This is a genomic window from Clostridium sediminicola (assembly GCF_050402865.1).
Lineage (GTDB): Bacteria > Bacillota > Clostridia > Clostridiales > Clostridiaceae > Clostridium_AF > Clostridium_AF sediminicola.
In genome coordinates this window covers 51178-75570 of the sequence record NZ_BAABMF010000007.1, presented here as the reverse complement: position 1 = coordinate 75570, position 24393 = coordinate 51178, and the positions used below count along the sequence as shown (strand labels likewise).

The 24393-nt window shown below is 30.2% G+C and carries 19 protein-coding genes and 1 riboswitch; of the genes, 17 read left to right on the top strand and 2 right to left on the bottom strand.

Annotated elements, in window-relative coordinates:
• Positions 1-132: 132 nt before the first annotated feature.
• Positions 133-918 (bottom strand): HD domain-containing protein, encoded by a 786-nt coding sequence (locus ACQ3F0_RS13150; RefSeq protein WP_428865746.1) that lies wholly within the window; start codon positions 916-918, stop codon positions 133-135.
• A 794-nt stretch (positions 919-1712) separates the two neighbouring features.
• Positions 1713-1808: riboswitch (glycine riboswitch) on the top strand.
• A 66-nt stretch (positions 1809-1874) separates the two neighbouring features.
• Between ACQ3F0_RS13150 and ACQ3F0_RS13145 the strand changes: the two genes are divergently transcribed.
• From ACQ3F0_RS13145 to ACQ3F0_RS13105, 9 genes are all read left to right on the top strand, one after another.
• On the top strand, positions 1875-3236 hold the full coding sequence (locus ACQ3F0_RS13145) for an alanine/glycine:cation symporter family protein (RefSeq protein WP_428865891.1): 1362 nt from the start codon (positions 1875-1877) through the stop codon (positions 3234-3236).
• 452 nt (positions 3237-3688) lie between these two features.
• Complete coding sequence (gene purE, locus ACQ3F0_RS13140; RefSeq protein WP_428865745.1) at positions 3689-4168, top strand: 5-(carboxyamino)imidazole ribonucleotide mutase; 480 nt, start codon at positions 3689-3691, stop codon at positions 4166-4168.
• A gap of 1 nt (position 4169) precedes the next feature.
• Positions 4170-4880 carry a phosphoribosylaminoimidazolesuccinocarboxamide synthase gene (gene purC, locus ACQ3F0_RS13135; RefSeq protein ID WP_428865744.1) on the top strand — a complete coding sequence of 237 codons (711 nt, stop codon included), beginning with the start codon at positions 4170-4172 and terminating at the stop codon, positions 4878-4880.
• Between the two features lie 2 nt (positions 4881-4882).
• The gene (gene purF, locus ACQ3F0_RS13130) at positions 4883-6295 is read left to right on the top strand and encodes an amidophosphoribosyltransferase (RefSeq protein WP_428865743.1); all 1413 of its coding nucleotides are present in this window, start codon (positions 4883-4885) and stop codon (positions 6293-6295) included.
• Between the two features lie 7 nt (positions 6296-6302).
• Positions 6303-7298 (top strand): phosphoribosylformylglycinamidine cyclo-ligase, encoded by a 996-nt coding sequence (gene purM, locus ACQ3F0_RS13125; protein WP_428865742.1) that lies wholly within the window; start codon positions 6303-6305, stop codon positions 7296-7298.
• Complete coding sequence (purN, locus tag ACQ3F0_RS13120; protein WP_428865741.1) at positions 7286-7897, top strand: phosphoribosylglycinamide formyltransferase; 612 nt, start codon at positions 7286-7288, stop codon at positions 7895-7897. Before purM ends, purN begins: the two co-directional genes overlap by 13 nt.
• A gap of 95 nt (positions 7898-7992) precedes the next feature.
• The gene (gene purH, locus ACQ3F0_RS13115) at positions 7993-9495 is read left to right on the top strand and encodes a bifunctional phosphoribosylaminoimidazolecarboxamide formyltransferase/IMP cyclohydrolase (RefSeq protein ID WP_428865740.1); all 1503 of its coding nucleotides are present in this window, start codon (positions 7993-7995) and stop codon (positions 9493-9495) included.
• Between the two features lie 224 nt (positions 9496-9719).
• The gene (gene purD / locus ACQ3F0_RS13110) at positions 9720-10979 is read left to right on the top strand and encodes a phosphoribosylamine--glycine ligase (RefSeq protein WP_428865739.1); all 1260 of its coding nucleotides are present in this window, start codon (positions 9720-9722) and stop codon (positions 10977-10979) included.
• A gap of 13 nt (positions 10980-10992) precedes the next feature.
• Positions 10993-14751 carry a phosphoribosylformylglycinamidine synthase gene (locus ACQ3F0_RS13105; protein ID WP_428865738.1) on the top strand — a complete coding sequence of 1253 codons (3759 nt, stop codon included), beginning with the start codon at positions 10993-10995 and terminating at the stop codon, positions 14749-14751.
• Between the two features lie 24 nt (positions 14752-14775).
• Here ACQ3F0_RS13105 and ACQ3F0_RS13100 read toward each other — a convergent pair whose 3' ends face one another.
• The gene (locus ACQ3F0_RS13100) at positions 14776-14934 is read right to left on the bottom strand and encodes a hypothetical protein (RefSeq protein ID WP_428865737.1); all 159 of its coding nucleotides are present in this window, start codon (positions 14932-14934) and stop codon (positions 14776-14778) included.
• 201 nt (positions 14935-15135) lie between these two features.
• On the opposite strand from ACQ3F0_RS13100, the gene ACQ3F0_RS13095 reads away from it, so the two are divergent.
• The 8 genes from ACQ3F0_RS13095 (at position 15136) to ACQ3F0_RS13060 (ending at position 24370) form a co-directional block, all read left to right on the top strand.
• A complete protein-coding gene (locus ACQ3F0_RS13095; RefSeq protein WP_428865736.1) occupies positions 15136-16620 on the top strand; it encodes a spore germination protein in 1485 nt (494 codons plus the stop codon).
• Positions 16613-17686 carry a GerAB/ArcD/ProY family transporter gene (locus ACQ3F0_RS13090; protein WP_428865735.1) on the top strand — a complete coding sequence of 358 codons (1074 nt, stop codon included), beginning with the start codon at positions 16613-16615 and terminating at the stop codon, positions 17684-17686. The genes ACQ3F0_RS13095 and ACQ3F0_RS13090 overlap by 8 nt, the downstream gene beginning before the upstream one ends.
• A 19-nt stretch (positions 17687-17705) precedes the next feature.
• Complete coding sequence (locus tag ACQ3F0_RS13085) at positions 17706-18854, top strand: Ger(x)C family spore germination protein (RefSeq protein WP_428865734.1); 1149 nt, start codon at positions 17706-17708, stop codon at positions 18852-18854.
• The gene (locus ACQ3F0_RS13080; RefSeq protein WP_428865732.1) at positions 18847-19923 is read left to right on the top strand and encodes a GerAB/ArcD/ProY family transporter; all 1077 of its coding nucleotides are present in this window, start codon (positions 18847-18849) and stop codon (positions 19921-19923) included. Before ACQ3F0_RS13085 ends, ACQ3F0_RS13080 begins: the two co-directional genes overlap by 8 nt.
• 26 nt (positions 19924-19949) lie before the next feature.
• The gene (locus tag ACQ3F0_RS13075) at positions 19950-21095 is read left to right on the top strand and encodes a Ger(x)C family spore germination protein (protein ID WP_428865731.1); all 1146 of its coding nucleotides are present in this window, start codon (positions 19950-19952) and stop codon (positions 21093-21095) included.
• 417 nt (positions 21096-21512) lie between these two features.
• Positions 21513-22571, top strand: coding sequence for a uroporphyrinogen decarboxylase family protein (locus ACQ3F0_RS13070; RefSeq protein ID WP_428865730.1), 1059 nt, complete (start codon positions 21513-21515; stop codon positions 22569-22571).
• 241 nt (positions 22572-22812) lie between these two features.
• A complete protein-coding gene (locus tag ACQ3F0_RS13065) occupies positions 22813-23508 on the top strand; it encodes a carbohydrate ABC transporter permease (RefSeq protein WP_428865729.1) in 696 nt (231 codons plus the stop codon).
• A 13-nt stretch (positions 23509-23521) separates the two neighbouring features.
• A complete protein-coding gene (locus ACQ3F0_RS13060) occupies positions 23522-24370 on the top strand; it encodes a carbohydrate ABC transporter permease (RefSeq protein ID WP_428865728.1) in 849 nt (282 codons plus the stop codon).
• Positions 24371-24393: the final 23 nt, after the last annotated feature.

Sequence of the window (24393 nt, the reverse complement as noted above, 5' to 3'; positions counted from 1 at the left end):
AACAAATTTTAATTTAAAACTTTCACTTTAGTGAAAGGTGTCCTTTACTGTTAACCGTCAACTAGTTCGAATTTTATTTCAAGTACAATATTTATATTAAATATAAATTTAATATCGATAAAAAAACTATCATTAACTGATAGTTTTTTTGTCGATATAATTTAAAAGATGTTTTTGAATTGAGTCCATTTCATCTGTTTTGGGAAGAGCTTCCATTGTTTTTTGAATAAAATTTCTTTCTTTAATTAACAAAAGTGTTTTAGGAAAATATATATCAAAAATCCATGTGAGTTTCATTAAACGACAATCATTTGAAGTTTCAATATATTCTAATTTGGAGTTTTGACATTTAAATATATCTTCAACAATTTTGGAAGAATAATTATTACTTTCTACTAGGTTATGTTCAATAGCTGGATTAGAATTTGTGAACCTAGTAGCATAATAGTCAGTTACTATTTTTAGTATATCTAGTTTGTCTGCATCTCGAGTTATTTTACATATCATTTCTTTGTTTATATTATTAATTTTTGGTATAGAAAATTTGTTATGATGATATACTGCAAAAAGTATAATATTTTTTTCTTTATTATCTAGAGTATTTAAAATTCCATAATTATTTAGGATGCTTATACCTAAAGAAGCATGATCCTCTGATATTTTATCGTTAAAAGTTTTATATGTTTTAAATTGCTCAAATCTGCCTATATCGTGAAAAAGTGCTGTAACTTCGGCCGTTAAACTTTGTTCTTTTGTTAGTTTTAAAAACTGGGAAATGATTTTAGAATTTTCGACTACGCGTATAGTATGATTAAGCTTTAAAGTAATATTTTCATTTATAAATTCATCTTCACAATAAAATGATTCTACATAACGTGAAAACCAACTTTTGAAATAATTAAAAGTATTAATATCCATAAGAACACCTCATACAGGATTAGTTAAAGATCTTTATTGAGAAAAAGTATCTTATAAAAAACGAAACAATAATCATAAATATTTTACTATAAATTATAAAAATTATCTACATTTATCAAAAATGTAAAACTAAAAACATAGATATCGATTTGTAGAAAACATAAACATGTTATTAACAAATGGATAATTAAAAGGTGAAGATATTGATAAATTAATAATAAAAAGTCTTAAAAACTATACAAATAGTTAAGAATATGTTACAATATCAAACAAAGTGATAAATGATACTTTGGATTATTTATGCCCTTAATTTATTTTTCATAATATAATTGTCCTGAGGATATTCCGAAGGGCACTTTTTTTATAAATTGCGAACAAGTTCGCAATTTATAGTGACAAGTTATGGATACCTTTCGCAAGCGAAAGCTTTTAATTAATAAAGAATAAAATGATTCCTTATGCGTAGCAAAAGCTCAATGTTCAATCATCATTAACTTGTCACTGATTTATTTCGTTTTTTATTTCAATCGTGAACTCTTTTATTAAGCTTATATGGTTAATCCATTAAAAGTAAGATGAAGTATATGATTTTGATTATTATAAGTGGAATAATTAGAATATTCTGAGCTTGTTATTTTTACTTGCAAAATTATAAAATTCTTATTATAATTATGCATATTAAGTAACTAAGTTAATTGAATATTGTGTTCGGATGAAGATTACGGGAGAGTGATGGGAAACCATCTACCGAAGATGTTATGCTTTCAGGTGCCTTAATTGGCAGGACCGTTATTGGACGAGCCCTTGGAGAGAACTGGTTTACAGTCACCGAAGGAGCAAAATAGTTCTATACTATTGAAACTCTCAGGTAAAAGGACAGGGGATTGAGTTGTATAATTTAATCTCCTCTTAGTTAAAAACAAAAGACTTAAGGGGGAATTTTTATGTCAAATTTTATGTCAAATCTTATGGGTGTTCTTGAAAAAATTGATAGTTTTGTTTGGGGACCACCGCTTCTAATTTTACTTGTTGGAACTGGAATTTATCTTACTATTAGGTTAGGATTACTTCAAGTAAAAAAACTTCCATTAGCTTTAAAGTATTTATTTACAAAAGAAAGTGATGATAATGTAGAGGGAGATGTATCCTCATTTGCAGCTTTATGTACTGCTTTATCGGCAACAATTGGTACAGGAAATATTGTAGGTGTAGCAACTGCCATTAAAGTAGGAGGACCAGGTGCACTATTTTGGATGTGGATAGCAGCTTTCTTTGGTATGGCAACTAAATATGCCGAGTCATTACTAGCTGTTAAGTATAGAACAGTGGATGAAAATGGTCAGATGTCAGGTGGACCTATGTACTATATTGAAAAAGGTCTTGGAAATAAATTTTTAGCAAAAATGTTTGCTATTTTCGGTGTAGGTGTTGCTTTCTTTGGTATAGGAACTTTTACACAAGTAAATGCTATTACTGAAGCTGTAAGTATTACTTTCAAGTTACCAATCTACGTAACAGCAATAGTACTTACGATTTTAGTAGCTTTAGTAACTATTGGTGGTATAAAGAATATTGCAGCAGTAGCTGAAAAAACAGTACCTTTTATGGCTGTTTTCTATGTTATTGGGGCTTTAATAATTCTTATATTAAATATAAAATTAGTACCTGCCACTTTTGCTTTAATTGTTAAAAGTGCATTTACAAAAACTGCAGCAACAGGTGGTTTTACAGGTGCAACTGTCATGATTGCAATTCAAAGTGGTGTTGCAAGAGGAGTATTCTCTAATGAATCTGGTTTAGGTTCTGCACCTATTGCGGCGGCAGCAGCCAAAACAAAATCTTGTGTAAGACAAGGATTAATTTCTATGACAGGAACATTCTTTGATACAATAATAATATGTACAATGACAGGATTTGTATTGATCTTAACTGGGGCTTGGAGTTCAGAATTTAGTGGTGCTGCAATGACAAATTCGGCATTTTCAAATAGCCTTCCAGTGGCGGTTATAGGGCAATTAATTGTTACTATTGGTTTGATATTTTTCGCTTTCACTACAATACTTGGATGGAACTATTATGGTGAAAGATGTATAGAATATTTAGTAGGAATAAAAGGAATTGCACCATACAGAGTTATTTTTATTGCTTTAGTTGCAATAGGAGCATTTTTAAAACTAGATATGATTTGGACAATAGCAGATATAGTTAATGGGTTAATGGCAATTCCAAACTTAATTGCTTTAATAGGTCTTAGTGGAGTTATAATTGCTGAAACAAAGACTTACTTTGATAATTTAAATGAAAATAAATTACTTTAAGAAGAAAAATAAAAAAGTAGTTGAATAAATAATAATTCAAATATGAGTATATAATAACGAGAGTACCTATTAAATGGTACTCTTGTTTTATTTTCAAAAAAAGATATATTTTAATCCATATTAGTACGATGATAAGTTTTAAAGACAACAAAAAAATTAAAACAAAAATGCGTATAGTTCGATACGGTACGTACAAAACACACAAAAAACAGATGTAATAATTCACTACGTACGAATTATAAGTTTGAAATATTAATTAATATATTGACTTTTGTATATGCCAATGTTAGTATTAATACAAACGATGATTAACTTTAGTTAACTAAAATATATTTCCCCTAAAAATATATTTTACATTAAAAATCCACCATTAATTTTCCAAATGGTGGACTTTAAAATGATTATACAATTGAAAAATTTAAAAAATAAATATAAAAAACGGGAGGTTTATTATGAAAGTAGCTATTATTTTTGGAAGTAGATCAGACATTGAAAAAATGAAAGGGGCAGCACAAATTCTTAAGGAATTCTCAATAGAATATAAAGCATATATTTTATCAGCTCACAGAATTCCAGAAAAACTATCTGAAGTGCTTAAGAAAATTGAAGATGATGGATTTGAATGTATTATAGCAGGAGCAGGACTCGCAGCACATCTTCCAGGAGTTATTGCTTCTAAGACAATACTACCAGTAATCGGTGTACCTATTAATGCGGCAATGCAAGGGTTTGATTCTCTTCTATCTATGGTTCAAATGCCAAAACCTATTCCAGTAGCAGTAGTTGGCGTTAACAATTCTTCAAATGCAGGAATGTTAGCGGTGGAAATGTTATCTATCAAATATCCAGAACTTAAAGAAAAATTAATTCAATATCGTATAGATATGAAAGCTAAATTTATTAGTGACAATAGTGAAGGGGTGGAGTTATAAAATGGATAGAAAAATGTTATATGAGGGCAAAGCAAAGCAAATTTTTGAGGCAGATGACAAAGATCATGTAATTATTTATTACAAAGATGATGCAACAGCATTTAACGGGGAAAAAAAATCACAAATCGAAAGTAAGGGAATTTTAAATAATAGCATTACAACAATGATTTTTGATTTATTGAAAGAAAATGGAATAAAAACTCACTTCGAGAAGAAGTTAAGTGATAGAGAACAACTTTGTAAAAGAGTTGAAATAGTGCCTTTAGAAGTTATAGTAAGAAATGTTGCTGCAGGTAGTATGGCAAAACGACTAAATATTCAAGAAGGAACTGAGTTAAGCACTACAATTTTTGAAATTTGCTACAAAGATGATGATTTAGGAGATCCATTAATCAATGATTATCATGCAGTTGCATTGGGTGCTGCTACTTTTGAAGAGTTAAATGTCATGTACGAAATGACTGCTAAAATTAATGATATTTTAAAAGAATTTTTCTTAAAGCAAAATATTAAACTTATTGACTTTAAAATTGAGTTTGGAAGATACAATGGAGAAATTTTATTAGCTGATGAGATATCACCTGATACATGCAGATTTTGGGATGCTACTACTAATGAAAAGTTAGATAAAGATAGATTTAGAAGAGATATGGGAGACGTAAAAGAGGCGTACGAAGAAATCTTAAAAAGATTGGTTGGGAAGGAAAACTAATAATGAGTGGAATCTTTTTGGAAAATGATAAATTTAAAGAAGAGTGTGGAGTTTTCGGGATCTATTCAAAAAAAGATATTGATGTAGCGCCTTCTGTTTATTATGGTCTTTATGCACTACAGCATAGAGGACAGGAAAGTGCAGGTATTACAGTTTCCGATGGAGAAAAATTAAAGTGTGTTAAGGATATGGGATTAGTTCATGAAGCTTTAGATAAAGAAACGGTAACAAGTCTTAGAGGAAATATGGCAATAGGTCATGTTAGATATTCAACAACAGGTTCAAGTAATGTTAAAAATGCTCAGCCTTTACTTAGTAAATATAAACTTGGGGCTATATCCATAGCACATAACGGAAATTTGATTAATGCTGATGTTATACGAGATTTGTTAGAGGATGGCGGAGTTTTATTTCATACCTCAAATGATTCAGAAGTAATACTTAATCTAATTGCAAGAAAAGTAAAGTATGGAATAGAAGAAGCAGTTGTTAGTGCGATACGTGCAGTAAAAGGTTCTTATGCTATAGTTATTTTAACTGAAAATAAATTAATAGGAGTGAGAGATCCTCATGGAATTAGGCCACTTTGTATTGGTAAGATTGATGATGATTACATTCTAAGCTCTGAGAGTTGTGCATTAGATGCTATTGGAGCGGACCTTGTAAGAGATGTTAATCCAGGTGAAATGGTAATAATTGATGAGAATGGAATTAAATCTATTAAATATGCTGAAAAAATAAAACATGCAACTTGTTCTTTTGAATATATTTATTTTGCTAGGCCTGATAGTGTTATGGATGGAGATAGTGTTTATGAATCTAGAGTAAGGGCAGGGGAATTATTATATAAGGAAGCACCTGTGGAAGCTGATATTGTAGTAGGCGTTCCAGACTCAGGATTATCAGCAGCTATAGGATATTCTAAGGCATCAGGAATTCCATATGGAATAGGACTTATAAAAAATAAATATGTTGCAAGAACTTTTATTGCACCAACTCAGGAGTTAAGAGAAAAAGCAGTATCAGTTAAGTTAAATGCGCTTAAACCTAATATTGAAGGAAAAAGAGTTGTAATAATTGATGATTCCATTGTTAGGGGAACAACAAGTAGAAGATTGGTTGAGATATTGAGAAGAGCTGGGGCAAAGGAGATACATTTTAGAGTATCATCACCTATAGTAAAATATCCATGTTACTTTGGTATAGATATTTCATATAGAAAAGAACTTATTGGTGCACATAAGAATGTTGAAGAGATTAGGGATTATCTTGGGGCAGATAGTCTTGGATACTTAAGTAGAGAAGGTTTGAAGGAAACAATACCATGTAATAAAGGTTTATGTATGGGATGTTTTAATGGAGTTTATCCAGAATCTGCACCAATAGAAAATTCAAAAGAATGTTTAGAAAGGTAGGAAATTCATGGCCACTTATAAGGACGCTGGTGTCAATATAGAAGAAGGTTATAAAGCAGTATCACAGATGAAAAATCATGTTGAAAAAACATATAATGATGGGGTATTAAATAACTTAGGTTCATTTGCTGGGATGTATCAATTGAAGGACTATAAGAACCCAGTATTAGTGTCAGGTACTGATGGTGTAGGAACAAAGTTAAAAATCGCTTTTGAAATGGGTATTTATGATACTGTAGGAATAGATTGTGTTGCAATGTGTGTAAATGATATTTTGTGCCATGGTGCAGAACCCTTATTCTTTTTAGATTATATGGCCTGTGGACAATTAGATGCAGATGCGGCAACTGACATTGTTAAAGGTGTGAGTGAAGGATGTATTATGGCAAATTCTGCCTTGATTGGTGGGGAAACTGCTGAAATGCCTGGATTTTATAAAAAAGGTGAGTATGATATAGCAGGTTTTTGTGTAGGTGCAGTAGAAAAAGATAGCATAATAGATGGGAGCACTATAGAAGCTGGCGATGTACTTATAGGAATAGAGTCGTCTGGTGTTCATAGCAATGGCTTTTCTTTAGTAAGAAAACTAATTACTAATTTTGATGAAGAATTTAATGGAAAAAAAATTGGTGAAGTTTTATTAGAACCTACTAAGATTTATGTTAAAAGTGTATTAGAAATAATGAAGAAATTTAGTATTAAAGGAATGGCTCACATTACTGGAGGAGGATTTTATGAAAATATTCCTAGAATGTTTAAAAATGATTTCACTGCAGTTATTTTTAAAGATTCATTTGAAAAACCTCCAATTTTTAATTACTTAATGGATTTAGGTGTTGAAGAAGAACATATGTATAATACTTTTAATATGGGGATAGGATTTGTGTTATGTATAAATAAAGAGGATTCAGAAGAAGTTATAAAAGAACTTAAAAAGCTTGGAGATAAAGCTTATGAGATTGGTTTTGTCCAAACAGGAGGCAAGGAAGTATGTTTAAAATAGCAGTTTTGGCCTCAGGGGGAGGAAGTAATCTTCAATCAATTATAGATAGAATTGAGGATGGTTACTTGAACTGTAGTATTGAATATGTAATTTGTGATAAAAAAGGGGCTTATGCTATAAAACGAGCGGAAAAACATAATATAAAAGGTATTACTTTAGATAAAAAAGAATACGGGGCTAATTTATCTGATGAAATACTAAAAGTAATTGATGGGAAAGTTGATTTGATTGTTTTAGCAGGGTTTTTGTCGATTTTAAAAGGGGATATACTAAATAAATTTAAAAATAAGATAGTAAATATTCATCCTTCTTTGATACCAGCTTTCTGTGGGGCAGGAATGTATGGTATCAAAGTTCACGAAAAAGCAATTGAATACGGAGTGAAAATTGCTGGCTGTACTGTTCATTTTGTGGATGAAGGAACTGATACTGGGGTTATTATTTTGCAAAAGGCTGTTGAAGTTAAAAGTAAAGATACACCAAAAGAATTACAAAAAAGAGTTTTAGTTCAAGAACATATAGCTCTTCCAGAAGCAATCAAACTGATTTCAGAAAAAAGAATTAGGATAGAAGGAAGAAGAGCGACTATAATTAATTAAGGTAAGATTAATAAATTTAAAGATTTTCTCAGAAAATCAACAATAATTGTGAATTGTGCATTGTGAATTGTGCACTGAATAAAGGGGTGCTAACTGTGATAAAAAGAGCGTTAATAAGTGTGTTTAAAAAAGAAGGAATTGCTGATTTTGCTAAATTCTTAGTGGAAAAAGGTGTTGAAATTATTTCAACTGGTGGAACATACAGACATTTGAAAGAAAATGATATACCTGTTACTGAAGTAAATGAAATTACAGGATTTCCAGAAATTCTTGATGGCAGAGTTAAGACACTTCATCCATGTATTCACGGAGGATTATTAGCGATTAGAGACAATGCTGATCACATGAATAAGATAGAAGAATTGAATATTGAACCAATTGATATGGTTATTGTAAATTTATATCCTTTCTTTGAAAAAGTTAAAGAAGACTTAGAATTTGACGAAAAAATAGAATTTATTGATATTGGTGGGCCTACTATGCTAAGATCCGCTGCTAAAAACTTTAGAGATGTAGTAGTTATAACTGATCCATCTGATTATGAAGATGTAAAAGTTCAAATGAATGAGTCTGGAGAAGTAAATTACGATACTAAGAAAAAATTGGCAGGTAAAGTATTCAATCTGACATCTGCTTATGATGCTGCTATTAGTAACTTTATGTTAGAAGAAGAGTATCCTAAATATTTATCTTTGTCTTACGAAAAAGATGCTGATTTAAGATATGGAGAAAACTCTCATCAAACAGCAGCTTATTATAAAGCAACAAGTGGTATAGGAGCTATGAATAACTTTGAGCAACTAAATGGTAAGCAGTTATCTTACAATAACATAAAAGATATGGATATTGCTTGGAAAACTGTTTGGGAGTTTGAAGAAATTGCAGTTTGTGGATTAAAACATAATACTCCTTGCGGAGTTGCAATTGCTGAAACTGTTGAAGAAGCTTATGTAAAAGCTTATAGTTGTGACCCTGTTTCAATATTTGGTGGAATAGTTGCATGCAATACTTCAGTAAATAAAGCTGCAGCGGAAGAAATGGTCAAAATTTTCCTTGAGATTGTTATTGCACCAGCTTTTGACGAGGACGCATTAGAAGTACTAAAAACTAAGAAAAATCTTAGAGTTATTAAGTGTGAAGTTAAACCAGAGGATGAGTATAATCTTGCAAGAGTTGATGGTGGTATTTTAGTAATGGAAGAAGATAAGAAATTTGCAGATAAATATGAAGTAGTTACTAAAAAACAACCTACTGATAGAGAAATGAAAGATATGATATTTGCTATGAAAGTTTGTAAGTATGTGAAATCTAATGCTATTGTAGTGGCAAAAGATGGTATGGCTACTGGAGTAGGTGCAGGCCAAGTTAACAGAATTTGGGCAGCACAGGAAGCTTTAGAAAGAGCTAAAGGAGAAGCAACAGTTTTGGCTTCAGATGCTTTCTTCCCATTTAATGATGTTGTAAAAGAAGCAGCTAAATATGGAATAAAAGCAATCATTCAACCAGGTGGTTCTATTAGAGACAAGGATTCAATAGAGGCTTGTGATGAAAATGGGATGTCTATGGTAATGACAGGCTTAAGACACTTTAAACATTAGTAAAACTAAAAACAAAAGGTGAGTAATTGGAATAACCAATTTACCTTTTGTTTTTAATCTTTAAAATAGATTAACCTATAGGTTATACTCAAAATAAGTACACAGTTAGGGAACGTTGAAAAAAACATCTACTAGATTGTTTTGAAAAATGTTAGAAACATGCATATTTTCAAAACAAAAGTAGAAGTAATTATTAAGCCGATCTTGAAAAGGAGATGCATACATTGAAAATATTAATCGTAGGTTCAGGTGGGAGAGAACATGCAATTGCTTGGAATATTTCTCAAAATAAAGATGTTGAAAAAATATATGTGGCACCAGGAAATGGTGGAACACAATTAGAAAATAAATGCGAAAATTTAGATATAACTGAAATAGAAAAATTGGCTGATTTTGCTATAGAAAATGAAATAGCACTTACTATTGTTGGACCCGAGGTACCATTAGTTGATGGCATAGTAGATCTTTTCAAAAAAAGAAATTTAAAGATTTTTGGGCCATCAAAAGCTGCGGCACAATTAGAAGGAAGTAAGAGTTTTGCTAAGAAATTCGCCGAAAAATATGGAATTAGAAGTGCAGAATACAAAGTGTTTAATGATAGAAAAAAAGCAATAGAGTACGTGCAAAGATGTGAATACCCAGTAGTTGTTAAAGCAGATGGACTTGCAGCTGGTAAAGGGGTAATTATCTGTGAAAGTGTAACAGAAGCAGTAGAGGCTATAGACAAATTAATGGTTTTAGATATTTTCCATGGTGCTGGACTAGAAATTGTTGTGGAAGAATTCTTAGAAGGAGTAGAAGCTTCTATACTTTCAATTACAGATGGTAAAACAATTATTCCTTTTATTTCAAGCAAAGATCATAAACAAATTTTTGATGGAGACAAGGGTCCAAATACAGGTGGTATGGGTGTTATAGCTCCAAACTTCTATTGTGATGATGAAGTGCTAAAAGCCTTTGAAGAAGACGTTATGAAAAATACATTAGTGGGTATAAAAGAAGAAAAGATGGATTTTGTGGGAACAATTTTCTTTGGATTAATGATTACTAAAAAGGGAGTTTATCTTCTTGAATACAATGTGAGAATGGGGGACCCTGAAACGCAGGCAGTGCTTTCATTAATGGAAAGTGATTATTTAAATTTAATGATGAAAGCAGTGGATGGGAAATTAGAAACTTGTGAAGTTAAATGGAAGGAAAAACATGCTTGTTGTGTTAACGGAGTTTCTAAAGGATATCCTGGTACTTATGAAAAAGGATATGAAATTTTAGGAATAGATAAAGTCGATAGTAAAGTATTTATTTGTGGAGCTAAATATAATGATGGAAAATTGAAAACATCAGGAGGAAGAGTTTTGTCTGTAGTAGCTCTTGGGGAGAGTTTGGAAGAAGCAAGAGAAAAAGCATACAAAGATCTTCAGAATATCCATTTTGATGGGATGCATTATAGAAAAGATATTGGCTTAAAAAAGAATTTTAATTAGAAGGAGTAAAACCATGAATAACAATGTCAGAAGAATTTATGTGGAAAAGAAATCGGGATTTGATGTAGAAGCTATGGCTTTGTATGGCGAATTAACTGAAAACCTTGGGATAGAGGGTATTAAGAAATTAAGGTTAGTGAATAGATATGACATTGAAGGTGTTTCTGATGAAATATATGAAAAAGCAAGAAACACTATTTTTTCAGAGCCAACTGTAGATAATGTTTGTGACGAAAAAATCGAATTCAATTCAGATTCAAAAGTATTTGCGGTTGAATACTTGCCAGGACAATATGATCAAAGAGCTGATTCAGCAAGTCAATGTATTCAGCTTATAACTCATGGAGAAAGACCTAAAATTGCTTGCGCAAAAATTATAGTTATTGATGGATGCGTATCTGATGATGATTTTGTAAATATAAAAGATTATTATATAAATAATGTAGATTCAAGAGAAGCACTTCTCGAGAAGCCTGAGAATTTAGATATAGAAACTCATATACCAGCAGAAGTAGCAATTATTGATGGATTTATTGAGATGAATGATGAAAAACTTAACATATTTATTAATGAACATGGTTTTGCAATGAGTTTTGAAGATTTAAAATTTTGCCAGGAGTATTTTAGAGATACAGAAAAGAGAAATCCTACTATTACTGAAATAAAAGTAATAGATACTTATTGGTCAGATCACTGCAGACACACTACTTTTGAAACAAAACTAGAAAATATTGAAATTGAAGATTCAAAATACACCAAAGCAATTAAAGAGTCTTTCGATATGTATAAGAATTCGAGAATATACGTATACGGAGATAGAAAAAAAGAAATGACTCTTATGGATATAGCTGTAATGGGAATGAAAAAGCTTCGTAAAGAAGGGAAACTAGATGACCTTGAAGTATCAGAAGAAATCAATGCTTGCAGTATTGAATGCGATGTTGATGTAGATGGCAAAACAGAAAAATATCTAGTAATGTTTAAGAATGAAACGCATAACCATCCAACTGAAATTGAACCTTTTGGTGGAGCTGCAACATGTCTTGGTGGAGCTATTAGAGATCCATTATCAGGTAGATCATATGTTTACCAGGCCATGAGGGTTACAGGAAGTGCAGACCCAAGAGCTTTTATTGAAGAGACATTAGCAGGAAAACTTCCTCAAAGACAAATTACTTTAGGGGCTGCTGATGGATATAGTTCTTACGGTAATCAAATAGGCCTTGCTACTGGACTTGTTAGTGAAATTTATGACCCGGGATTTGTTGCAAAAAGAATGGAGATTGGTGCCGTTATTGCAGCTGCTCCAAAGAAAAATGTTAGAAGAGAGACTCCTGAAAAAGGTGATTTAATAATACTTGTTGGTGGAAGAACTGGTAGAGATGGTTGTGGTGGTGCAACTGGTTCATCAAAAGAGCATGACGAAGAATCTATTCTAACTTGTGGTGCAGAAGTACAAAAGGGAAATGCTCCTACAGAGAGAAAGCTTCAAAGGCTATTTAGAAATGAAAAAGTAAGTAATATGATAAAGAAATGTAATGACTTCGGAGCAGGTGGAGTAGCAGTAGCTATTGGTGAGCTTAGTGATGGCCTCACAATAAATCTTGATTTAGTTTCTAAAAAATACGAAGGGCTTGATGGAACAGAGCTTTCTATTTCAGAATCTCAAGAAAGAATGGCAGTAGTAGTTGAAAAAGAAATGGCTGAAGAATTTATAAAATATGCAGAAGAAGAGAATTTAGAAGCAATTGTAGTATCTACTGTAACAGATGATAGAACTTTAAAAATGTTATGGAGAGGAAAACCTATTGTTTCATTGAAGAGAGATTTCTTAGATACTAATGGAGTTAGACAAAAGGTTGATGTTAAAGTATCAAAACCTTCTGAAAATACTTATTTTGAAGAAAAGAAAATTAGTGATGTAAATGAGCAGTGGATGAGTAATCTTCAAGACTTAAATGTTGCATCTCAAAGAGGGTTAATTGAAAAATTTGACAGTTCGATAGGCGCAGGGACAGTATTAATGCCATTTGGAGGAAAATATCAACTTACTCCATCTGAAGTAATGTGTGCAAAAATTCCTCTTATAAATGGAGAAACAAAAACAGGAACACTTATGTCTTATGGCTATAATCCAACTCTTGCAAAATGGAGTCCATTCCATGGTGCTCTTTATGCGGTATTAGATTCTGTAACTAAAATAGTTGCAGCAGGTGGAGATTATAAAAATATAAGACTTACATTCCAAGAATACTTTGAAAGATTAGGAAAAACACCGGAAAAATGGGGAAAACCATTTAGTGCATTACTTGGAGCGTTTTATGCTCAAAATAAATTAGAAATACCAGCAATAGGTGGAAAGGATTCAATGTCTGGAACATTCAAAGATCTAAATGTTCCACCAACACTAGTATCCTTCGCAGTGAATGTTGTGGATACTGATAAAGTTGTATCATCTGAATTCAAGAATAAAGGAAGCAAAGTTGTATTAGTTCAGACTCCTATTGGAGAAGATGGTTTGCCTGACTTTGAAATATTAAAAGCTAATTTTGAAAAAGTTAGAGAACTTATTCATAGAGAAAAAGTAGTTGCCGCAAATGCAGTAACATATGGTGGAATAGCTGCAGCTGTATCAAAAATGTGTTTTGGTAACAAAATCGGAATGAATTTTTCAAACAACGTAAAAGTTGAAAATTTATTTACTCCTGACTATGGGTCTATAATACTTGAGCTTTGTGAATCAGTTGAGTTAAAAGAAGATCTTGAAGGAATTTCATATAAATTATTAGGATTTACACAAGCAAAAGCGGAAATAAAAGTGAAAAATACTGTTATGAATCTTAATTCTTTAATAGATGCATGGCAAAAACCATTATCTAAGGTATTTAAAATAGATTCCAATAAAATAGATGACGAAATTAAATACTCCTCAGAAGAAATATTCAAAAGTAAATCACCAGTGATAAAGGTTGCACAACCGAATGTTTATATTCCAGTTTTCCCAGGAACAAACAGTGAATATGATTTGGATAGAGCTTTTAGAAAAGTAGGCGCCAAAACTGAAATAGGAGTATTCAAAAATTTAACACCACAGCTTATAGAAGAATCTATTAATAATATGGTTAAAGCAATAAATAATTCTCAAATAATCATGTTACCAGGTGGATTTAGTGCAGGAGATGAGCCAGATGGATCTGGTAAATTTATTGCTGCTGTATTTAGAAATCCAAAAGTTACGGAAGCGGTTATGAACTTATTGAAAAATAGAGATGGCTTAATGTTAGGAATCTGTAATGGCTTTCAAGTATTAATTAAACTAGGACTTGTACCTTTTGGAGAGATTAGAGAGATGGATGAAAACTGTCCAACATTGACTTATAATAAAATCGGAAAACATATGTCAAAGATAGTCAATACAAAAATCACATCAACATTATCACCATGGTTTAACAAAGTACAACAAGATGATATCCACTCAATAGCAATATCTCATGGTGAAGGTAGATTTGTATGTACTGATGAAATAGCTAAAGAGTTATTCAAAAACGGCCAGGTTGCTACTCAATATGTAGACTTTGAAGGTAAACCTACTTATGATATAGACTTCAACCCAAATGGATCAATGTACGCAATTGAAGGGATTACAAGTCCAGATGGTAGAATCTTTGGTAAGATGGGACACTCAGAAAGAATAGACAGCAATGTTTATAAAAATATAATAGGTTCAAAAGATCAACAAATATTCCTATCTGGAGTAGAGTATTTTAAATAAAGTGCGATTTTTCGCACTTTATTTTTATTTCCACCCGTTTTTTTTAGCTTCTATACCACTTTCATTAATTCCTGGTTCTTCTATTGTAGTACTTAGCTCATTTTTTGAGTGTTGATTTTGTGATTTAGTACCATTTTTTAAAAAATTCTCTTTAGTCCACTCTTTTTTCTTTTTAGTTTTCATTATATCCTCCTAAAATGAATTACTTTTCATACTTAGTATGGCTATTTTTTTTAAGAATAATCCTGTGGTTTAACCATATAGTAAAACTGTGACGTGAATTCGACAAAAATATGCATAAAGGTACAAAGAAATGCAAAAATTATAATTTAAGAAGTAAATGATCAATTTGTAAATATGCTTTTAATGTAGGAGATAAAAATAATGAATACAAATATTGATACAAATATTGATTTGATTATTAATGAAATTGGTAGTAAAAGTCCAATTACTGTAAAACATTTTTTCATTGGAAATGAGGAAGTATTAGATGCAGTGCTTATATATGTAGAGGGTTTGGTTAATAAGGAAATGATAGATAGGGATATATTAACCCCACTTATGAATAATGTAGATGAAAAATCAATCTTAAAAGATAGTTCTTTAGAGTATATATGCAAAAGATTTATACCAGTATCAAATACATCTATTGAATCAGATATAAATAAAGTTATTGATTCCATTAAATCAGGAAAAACTGCTATTCTAATAGATGGTATATCTAGCAGTATAGTTCTTAATACATTAGGAGGTAATTATCGCTCTATTTCTGATCCACCAAATGAATCGGCAATAAGAGGATCAAGAGAAAGCTTTGTAGAAAATTTAAATACTAATATAACTTTAATAAGAAGACATATTAAAGATAAAAATTTAGCAATTGAAAAATTTAAAGTGGGAAGATTCTCACAAAGAGATTTGGCTATAATGTATATTGAAGGTATAGTAGATGATGATGTTTTGAATGAAGTTCGTAATCGTATAACCAAGATTGATGTTGATATGGTTGAGTGTACTGGTATTCTTGAACAATATTTAGAAGATAGTACTTATACTGTATTTCCACAAGTTTACGGTTCTGAAAGGCCTGATATAATAGAATCAAATATAATGGAAGGACGAGTGGCGATTATATTTGATGGGGCTCCTTATGTGCTCTCAGTGCCTGCTATCTTTATAGAATTTTTTCAAGCCATTGAAGATTATAGTCAGAGAACTATAGTTTCATCCTTTGCAAGAATTCTGCGAATTATAGCAGTTTTTATAGTAATAACACTACCGTCTATATATTTAGCTCTCATAGAATACAATACTGAACTTATACCAGTAAAATTTATTAATCCTATTGTACAGTCAAGAGAAGGTATAGCTTTAACACCTTTTCTTGAAATATTAGCAATGGAAATTGTAGTAGAATTTCTAAGAGAAGGTGGGCTTAGGCTTCCCCCTAGAATAGCTTCAACCCTAAGTATAGTAGGTGGTATTATCATAGGAAATACTGCTGTTGAATCTAAAATAGTGAGTCCTACCACTTTGCTTGTAATTGGGATATCTGTAATAGCTACCTTTTTAATACCTAATTATGAAATGTCCCTTAGTATAAGAGTTTTAAGATTTCCTATGCTAATACTTACAAATGCTATGGGGTTCTTGGGCATAACAGGGGGGATGTTTTTTTTGATAATCCATCTTTTCTCTTTAGAAAGCTTTGGTGTACCTTATGTTTCAATTAAAAATAGTGATTTAAAAGATATATTTATTAGAGCTCCATTATGGAAGATGAATAAGAGACCTGAATCTATTCCTAATAATAATCAAGTAAGACAGAGTGATTTTAGGAAGCAGTTCAGGAGGAATAATAATGAATAAACAAGAAAATCTTTTAACTCAAAATCAACTAACTTTTTTATTATTTAGTTTTGTAGTTGGAACAGGTATTTTAAAATTACCTAATGCTGTTGTGGAAACAGCAGGTCAGGATGCATGGATTTCTGCTATCATCGCATTAATATATCCAATATATCTTATTCTAATAGCCAGTTATATTATAAATAAACATCCAAAGGAAAATATACTTTCCTTAAGTAAAAAATACTTTGGCAGTTTATTAGGAAGTATATTGAATTTTATTTTTATGATGGAATTTTTGATTACTACTGTTTTAATTGTATCAGACTTTATCATCCTAATAAAAACTTATATCGTCAATTTTTTAACACCATTAAAAATTGCTATTGTAGCAATTTTCATAACAGCTTATGGAGCCTATAAAGGATTAAAGGTGTTAGGAAAAACAAGTGAATTAATTTCTTATATTTTTATAGTAGTGATTTTATTCTCAATATCAGCTTTAAAATATGGTAGAATATTGAACCTACAGCCTTTTTTAAGTTCTGGTTTATCGAATATTTTAAAAGCAACTATAACAACGGGCTATTCTTACCATGGTTGGGAAGCACTACTTTTGTTTTATCCATATGTAGAGGATACTAAGGCCATAAAAAAATCAGCCCTAAAAGCTGTAGGATTAACCGGAATAATATATGTGTGGGTTATTTTTGTAACTATATTCTATTTAGGTATAGATATAATACCTAAAAGCTACTGGTCTTTCATATTGGTTTATGAAAGTATTCATGTACCAATAATTAATAATTTTAGATATATATTCATGTTTGTATGGATTTTAATATCATTGAGAACTTCAGCTGTCAATTATTTTGCTGTTGCTTTTAATTTAAACCACTTAACAAAAATAGATATAAAAAAATTATGCTTATTCATTTATCCTTTTGTTTTTTATTTGTCTTTAAAACTTTTAGATAGAATATTAAGAGCAAAAATAGTAGAGTTATCAATTCCTGTTTTTATTATTTTCGATTTAATATTTTTTACATTAACAGCTTTACTAATACGAATTAAGAATAAGAATTAACTAAAGTTGGAGGGAATATATGTATAAAAAACATATTAACAATAATAGATTAATTAGTTTGGTGAATAAAGAAAAAAATATAATTATTCTCATTCTTTCTATAATAATTTACATATATTTTCGCAGTGGAGTAATTCACTCACCAGTTGAGGATCTTGATATTCCTTCTGGAGTGGGAGTGGATTTTATATCAGCTAATAAACAATTTAGCAAACTTATTTCTTTTTACAATTATGGTGGAAATGGCGAAATTTATAGCATAATAGGAACTGGAACAGGTAGTTCTTTAGCTAAAACTAGAGAGGAAAGGCAACTGCTGACAAATAAAAAGATGCTGTTAGGGCTTCAAAGAGTATATGTATTTGGTGAAGAATATGCAAGTTTTGGTATAAAAAATCTGATAGATATAGAATTTAAAAATCGTACTATAAATGATACGGCCTTATTAGCTGTATGTAAGGGAAAAGTTGAAGATATTTTTAGTTATAAGATACCTACATATCCCAGTACTGCTGATTATTTAGAAGGAATATTGGAGCATTCTACTGCGTTTAATTTTTTCTCAAATAATTATAAAATGATGGATATTTATGTAAGAATGGATGCAGAAGGAAGAAGTGTTGTATTACCGTATATTCAAGTTAAAGATAAAGAACTAAAAATTACTGGGATGGCATTATTTAAAAAAGATAAAATGGTTAAAAAAATAGATATAGATGAAGCAAGAGTTATGAATTTATTAAGAGAAAATAAGGTTAAAGGTATGCTTGTATTGCAAGATAATCTAAAAGAATATATAAGCTATTATACACAAACTAAAAGGAAGGTTCGCTGTGAAAAAAAAGAAGATAAGTATACTTTTTTTATAGACTTATCTTTAAATGGAGAGATAGTTGAAAATGAGTTATTTCCTGATATTCATGAAAGTGCTGCAACTATGAGAAAATTTGAGAGTCAAATGATAGAAAAAGTAGAAAAAATGAGTTATGATTTTATAAAGAAAATGCAAAAAGACTGTAAAGTTGATTGTCTTGCATTAGGAAAAGTAGCTGCAGCGAAATATGGAAGACATACAGGAGTTGATTGGGACGAAGTAGTTTCTAATTCAGATATAATTGTTAATGTAGAAGTTAAAGTGGATAATATGGGGAGAGGAGATTATGAATAAACAAAAAAATAATCTTTTGACTTCCGATGAACTGACTTGCTTTTTACTAAGTTTTGTAATTGGTGGGTCTGGAATTTTAAAATTACCTAATGTTCTTGTGGAAACAGCAAGACAGGATGCATGGATTTCTGTTATCATCGCACTTGTATATCCAATATATGTTATTCTAATAGCCATCTATATTATAAATAAACATCCAAAGGAGAATATACTTTCTTTAAGTAAAAAATACTTTGGATGTTTCTTAGGGAGTATATTGAATTTTATTTTTATAGTCCAATTTTTGCTTTTTACTGTTTCAATTATATCAGACTTTATTATCTTAATGAGAACTTTTATAGTGGATTTCTTAACACCATTAAAAGTTGGTATTATTGGAGTCTCTTTAGCAGCTTATGGAGCTTATAAAGGATTAAAGGTGTTAGGAAAAACAAGTGAATTAATTTTTTATATTTTTATAGTAGTAATGTTATTCTCAATGTCAGCTTTAAAAGAAGGTAGTATATTGAATCTACAGCCTGTTTTAGGGTCAGGTTTATTGAATATTTTAAAAACCAGCAAAACAACTGCTTATTCTTACTATGGTTGGGAAGCACTACTTTTGTTTTATCCGTATGTAGAAAATACAAAGGCTATAAAAAAATCAGCCCTAAAAGCTGTAGCAATATGTGGAATAATATATGTGTGGGTTGTTTTTGTGACTATATTTTATGTAGGCATAGAAATAATACCTGAAAGCTACTGGTCTTTGATATTGGTTTTTGAAAGTATTCATGTACCTGTAATTAATAACTTTAGATATATATTCATGTTTATATGGATTTTATTATCATTAAGAATTTCAGCTAATTATTATTTTGCTGTAGCTTTCAATTTGAATTATTTCACAAAAATAGATATACAAAAATTATGCTTATTTATTTATCCTCTTATTCTTTATCTATCTTTAAAACTTTCGGATAGAATATTAAGAGCAGAAATAATAGATTTTGTAACTCCTACTTCTATTATCTTTAATTTAATATTTTTTACATTAACAGCTTTATTAATACGGATTAAGGATAAATGATCTATAGATAAGCTTGGAGGATTTATATGTATAAAAAACATATTAAAAATAGTAGGTTGATTAATTTGCTGATTAAAGAAAACCATATAATTATTCTCATTCTTTCTATATTAATTTACATATATTTTCGTAGTGGGGTAACTCATTTACCAGTTGAAAATGTTAATATTCCTTCGGGAGTCGGTGTGGATTTCATATCAGATAATAAAGAATATAGTGTACCTATTTCTTTTTATAATTATGGTGGAAATGGAGAAATTTCTAGCATAATAAGTACAGGAGTAGGGAGTTCTTTATCTGGAACTAGAAGGTCAAGACAACTGCTGACAAATAAAAAAATGATATTAGGGCTTGAAAGAGTATATATTTTTAGTGAAGAATATTCAAAATTTGGTATTAAAAATTTGATAGATATAGAATTCAAAAATCACAATATAAATGATACAGCTTTATTGTCTGTATGTAAGGGGAAAGTTGAAGATATTTTAAGATATAAGGTGCCTACATATCCCAGTGCTTCTGACTATTTAGAAGGAATGTTGGAGCATTCTACTGCGTTTAATTTTTTTTCGGATAATTACAAAATGATGGATGTTTTTGTGAGAATGCATGTGGAGGGAAGGAATGTTGTATTACCCTATATTGAAGTTATAGATAAAAAACTAAAAATTACTGGAATGGCATTATTTAAAAAAGATAAAATGGTTAGAAAAATAGATATAGACGAAACAAAAGTTATGAATTTACTAAGAGAAAATAAGGTCAAAGGTATGCTTACATTACAAGAAAACATTAGAGAAAATATAAATTATTATGCACAAACAACACGAAAGGTTCGCTGTGAAAAAAAAGAAAATAAGTATACTTTTTTTATAGACTTATCTTTAAATGGACAGATAGTTGAAAATGAGTTATTTCCTGATATTCATGAAAGTGCTGAAACTATGAGAAAATTTGAGAGTCAAATGATAGAAAAAGTAGAAAAAATGAGTTATGATTTTATAAAGAAAATGCAAAATGTATATAGAGTTGATTGTCTTGAATTAGGTAGAGTAGCTGCAGCTAAATATGGACGTGAAACTGGAGTTGATTGGGATAAAGTAGTTTCTAATTCAGATATAATAGTCAATGTAAAAGTTAAGGTGGACGATATGGGAAGAGGGGAATATTAATAAATTTATCATATAGAACATGTAGCTAAATGCAACAAAATTTAGTTTTTGATTTAAATAAAAAGTAATCACTCTTTGTTATCTAAGGTAATAAAGAGTGATTACTTTTATCTTTTACTCGATTCAAAGGTTTTCGCAGATAATTGCCCATTACTGTGGACTGTACATTGTGAACTGTAAACTATAAATAATGCAACTTTATAAATAGTGCCTCCAATCATTTAAATCAACAGTAGCTTAAAATATAGCCTAAAAAAAGTATAAGGTTTTACTATACTATTTAAGTATAATTATAAATATTATAAAAAAAAGGATGAAAAAAAACTTGTCTTGTTAAATCCTACAAATTTTATATAATTAATTTGTAGGATGAAATAAATAATCATAGTTAAAAACTACATTATTGTGGAGGTAGAAATGGGAAGAAGAGACGATTTTTTTAAAACTATAAATCATATAAAACCAGAAAAAACTCTGTATTACTTTACAATGTGTGAAAGTAAAATTGAAGAATTTAAGAAAAAAACTGGACAAGAAGACTATTTTACATATTTTGATATGCCTATAAGACCGGTAATGCCGAATAGCACAAAATTTGAAAACGATTACCGTGAATATTTCGAAAATTTAGGTCATATTGACTATATCAATGAGTGGGGAGTAGGTCATGTAAAAGGGAAAACAGAAGAAAGTTTTCATTTTACAAAAATGGTATCTCCAATGCAAAATTTCACAACACCTGAAGAGGTATTAAGTTTTCCATTACCGGATGTTCTATCAGAATATAGATGGGATGGTTTAAAAGAAAAAGTAAAAAAAATAAAGGAAAATGATCTTATTGCTTTAAGTAGTGGTATATATATAGATATATTTGAACCTACATGGTATTTAAGAGGTATGGAAAATTTGCTGATGGATTTCTATATAAATGAGGATATTGCAACTGCTTGCTTAGATAGAATGACGGATATTAAATGTAAGGTTGCAGAAAAATTTGCTGAAACAGGTGTAGATGTTATTATATATGGCGATGATGTGGGAACTCAAGAAGCAATGATGATGAGTGTTGAAACTTGGAGGAAATGGTTAAAACCTAGATTAAAGAAATCAATAGAGGCTGCAAAAAGCATTAATCCAGAGGTCTTATGTTATTATCATTCTGATGGAAATATTGCAGATATTATTGAAGATTTAATTGAAATCGGAGTTGACATATTAAATCCTATTCAACCTGAATGTTTAGATCCTAAAGAAATAAAAAAACTTTATGGAGACAGAATTTCTTTTTGGGGGACAATTGGCACACAAACAACAATGCCTTTTGGCTCAACTGAAGATGTTGAACTAGCAGTTAAAGACATGATTGAAAATGTAGGATATAATGGTGGACTCATTATTGCACCTACTCACTTATTAGAACCGGATGTTCCTTATGAAAATATAGAAGCTTTTGTGAAAGCAGTTAAAGAGAATTAAAGATGTTTAAATAAATCTTTTGAAGGGACTGGTTAAAATTTTTAAAAAAGAAAATAAATTAATGGTAATATTATTTTTATTGCCGGCCTTGATACTATATCTTTTACTTTTTATTTATCCTGCAATAAGAGCTTTTTATGTAAGTTTATTTAATTGGAATGGTTTTACTACTAGTATGAAGTTTGTTGGCCTAGGTAATTTCAAAGAATTATTTAGAGATTCCCATTTTTGGGGAGTTGTTATGAAGAATACAGGAATTATAATAATAGTTGGTGGTATATTTGTTTTTGGTATTGCATTTTTGTTAAGTGGAATTTTAACTACAGATATTAAAGGTAAAAAATTCTATAGAGCATTGTTGTTTTTCCCTTCAATAATAAATCCTGTAGCAATAGCAATTTTATGGTCTTTTATTTATAACAAACAATGGGGAATGCTAAACAATATTTTGGGTGCTATAGGACTTTCGAATTTCCAACAAACTTGGATGGCTCCAGAAACATTAATATGGGCTGTTTTAGCTGCAATTGTATGGATGTATACAGGCTTTTATTGTGTTATACTTTTAGCAGCATTGGATAGAGTTCCAGTAGGCCTTATAGAAGCTGCTAAACTTGAGGGTGCATCTGAGACAAAAATATTCTTTAAAATAAAGATACCTATGATTTGGGATGTTCTTGTTACTTCAATGGTTCTTTGGGGAATAAATGCTGTTAAAGAGTTCTCATTGCTATATGCATGGGGTGGAGGCGTTGATATTCCACCAGCAGGAACTCAAAACTTGGCTACTTATATGTATATAACAGCATTTGGTAGAAGAGTGACAATATATAGAATGGGTTATAGTACAGCTATGGGTGTTATTATGTTTGTATTAATAGCTGTTATTGTTACTTTGATAACTAGAATAACTAAAAAAGAAACCATAGAATATTAGGAGGTGATAATAGGTGAAAAGTAAAAGAAATCTTTCCAATATTATTGGGAGTATATTAGCAAAAGCATTTTTATATCTATGGAGTGGATTTTCACTATTTGCTTTCCTATGGATAGTTATGAGTTCATTTAAAAATAATAAGGAATTCTTTTCAAATATATGGGGATTTCCTAATTCAATACAGTTTTCGAATTATATAAAAGTTTGGACTAATAATAAACTTGGAGTATATTTCTTTAATAGTTTAATTGTTGTTATTTCTTCAGTTTTAATCTTATTAATTATTTCGGCTCCAGTTGCATATGTTTTATCTAGAATAGAGTTCCCTTTTAGAAAATCATTAACTAAATTATTTACTTTTGGTATGGGGATACCCTATCAATTACTACTAGTGCCTTTGTTCTTCATACTTTTTAGTTTGAAGTTGATAAATTCATTAGTTGGATTAGTTTTGGTTTATGTTGCATTATCTATACCTTTTACAGTTTTTCTAATGATGGGGTTTTTCAAGACACTTCCACATCAACTAGAAGAAGCAGCATATATAGATGGATGTGGACCTATTTATACTTTTTTCAAAATTATGCTTCCACTTGGAAGACCGGCTTTAGTTACAGCAGGAATATTTAATTTTATCGGATTATGGAATGAATTTTTACTAGCACTTACATTTATATCAAAGTCAAGTAAATTTACCTTATCAATAGGGTTATATGCTATAGAAGGGTCACTTCAATATACAGGAGACTGGGTAAGTCTATTCGCAGCCTTTACCATGGTTGTTATACCAACTTTCTTGGTGTACGTTGTTCTTTCAAAGACAATAATGGAAGGATTAACAATGGGAGCATTAAAAGAATAAGTCAACATAATATAGAGAATCCA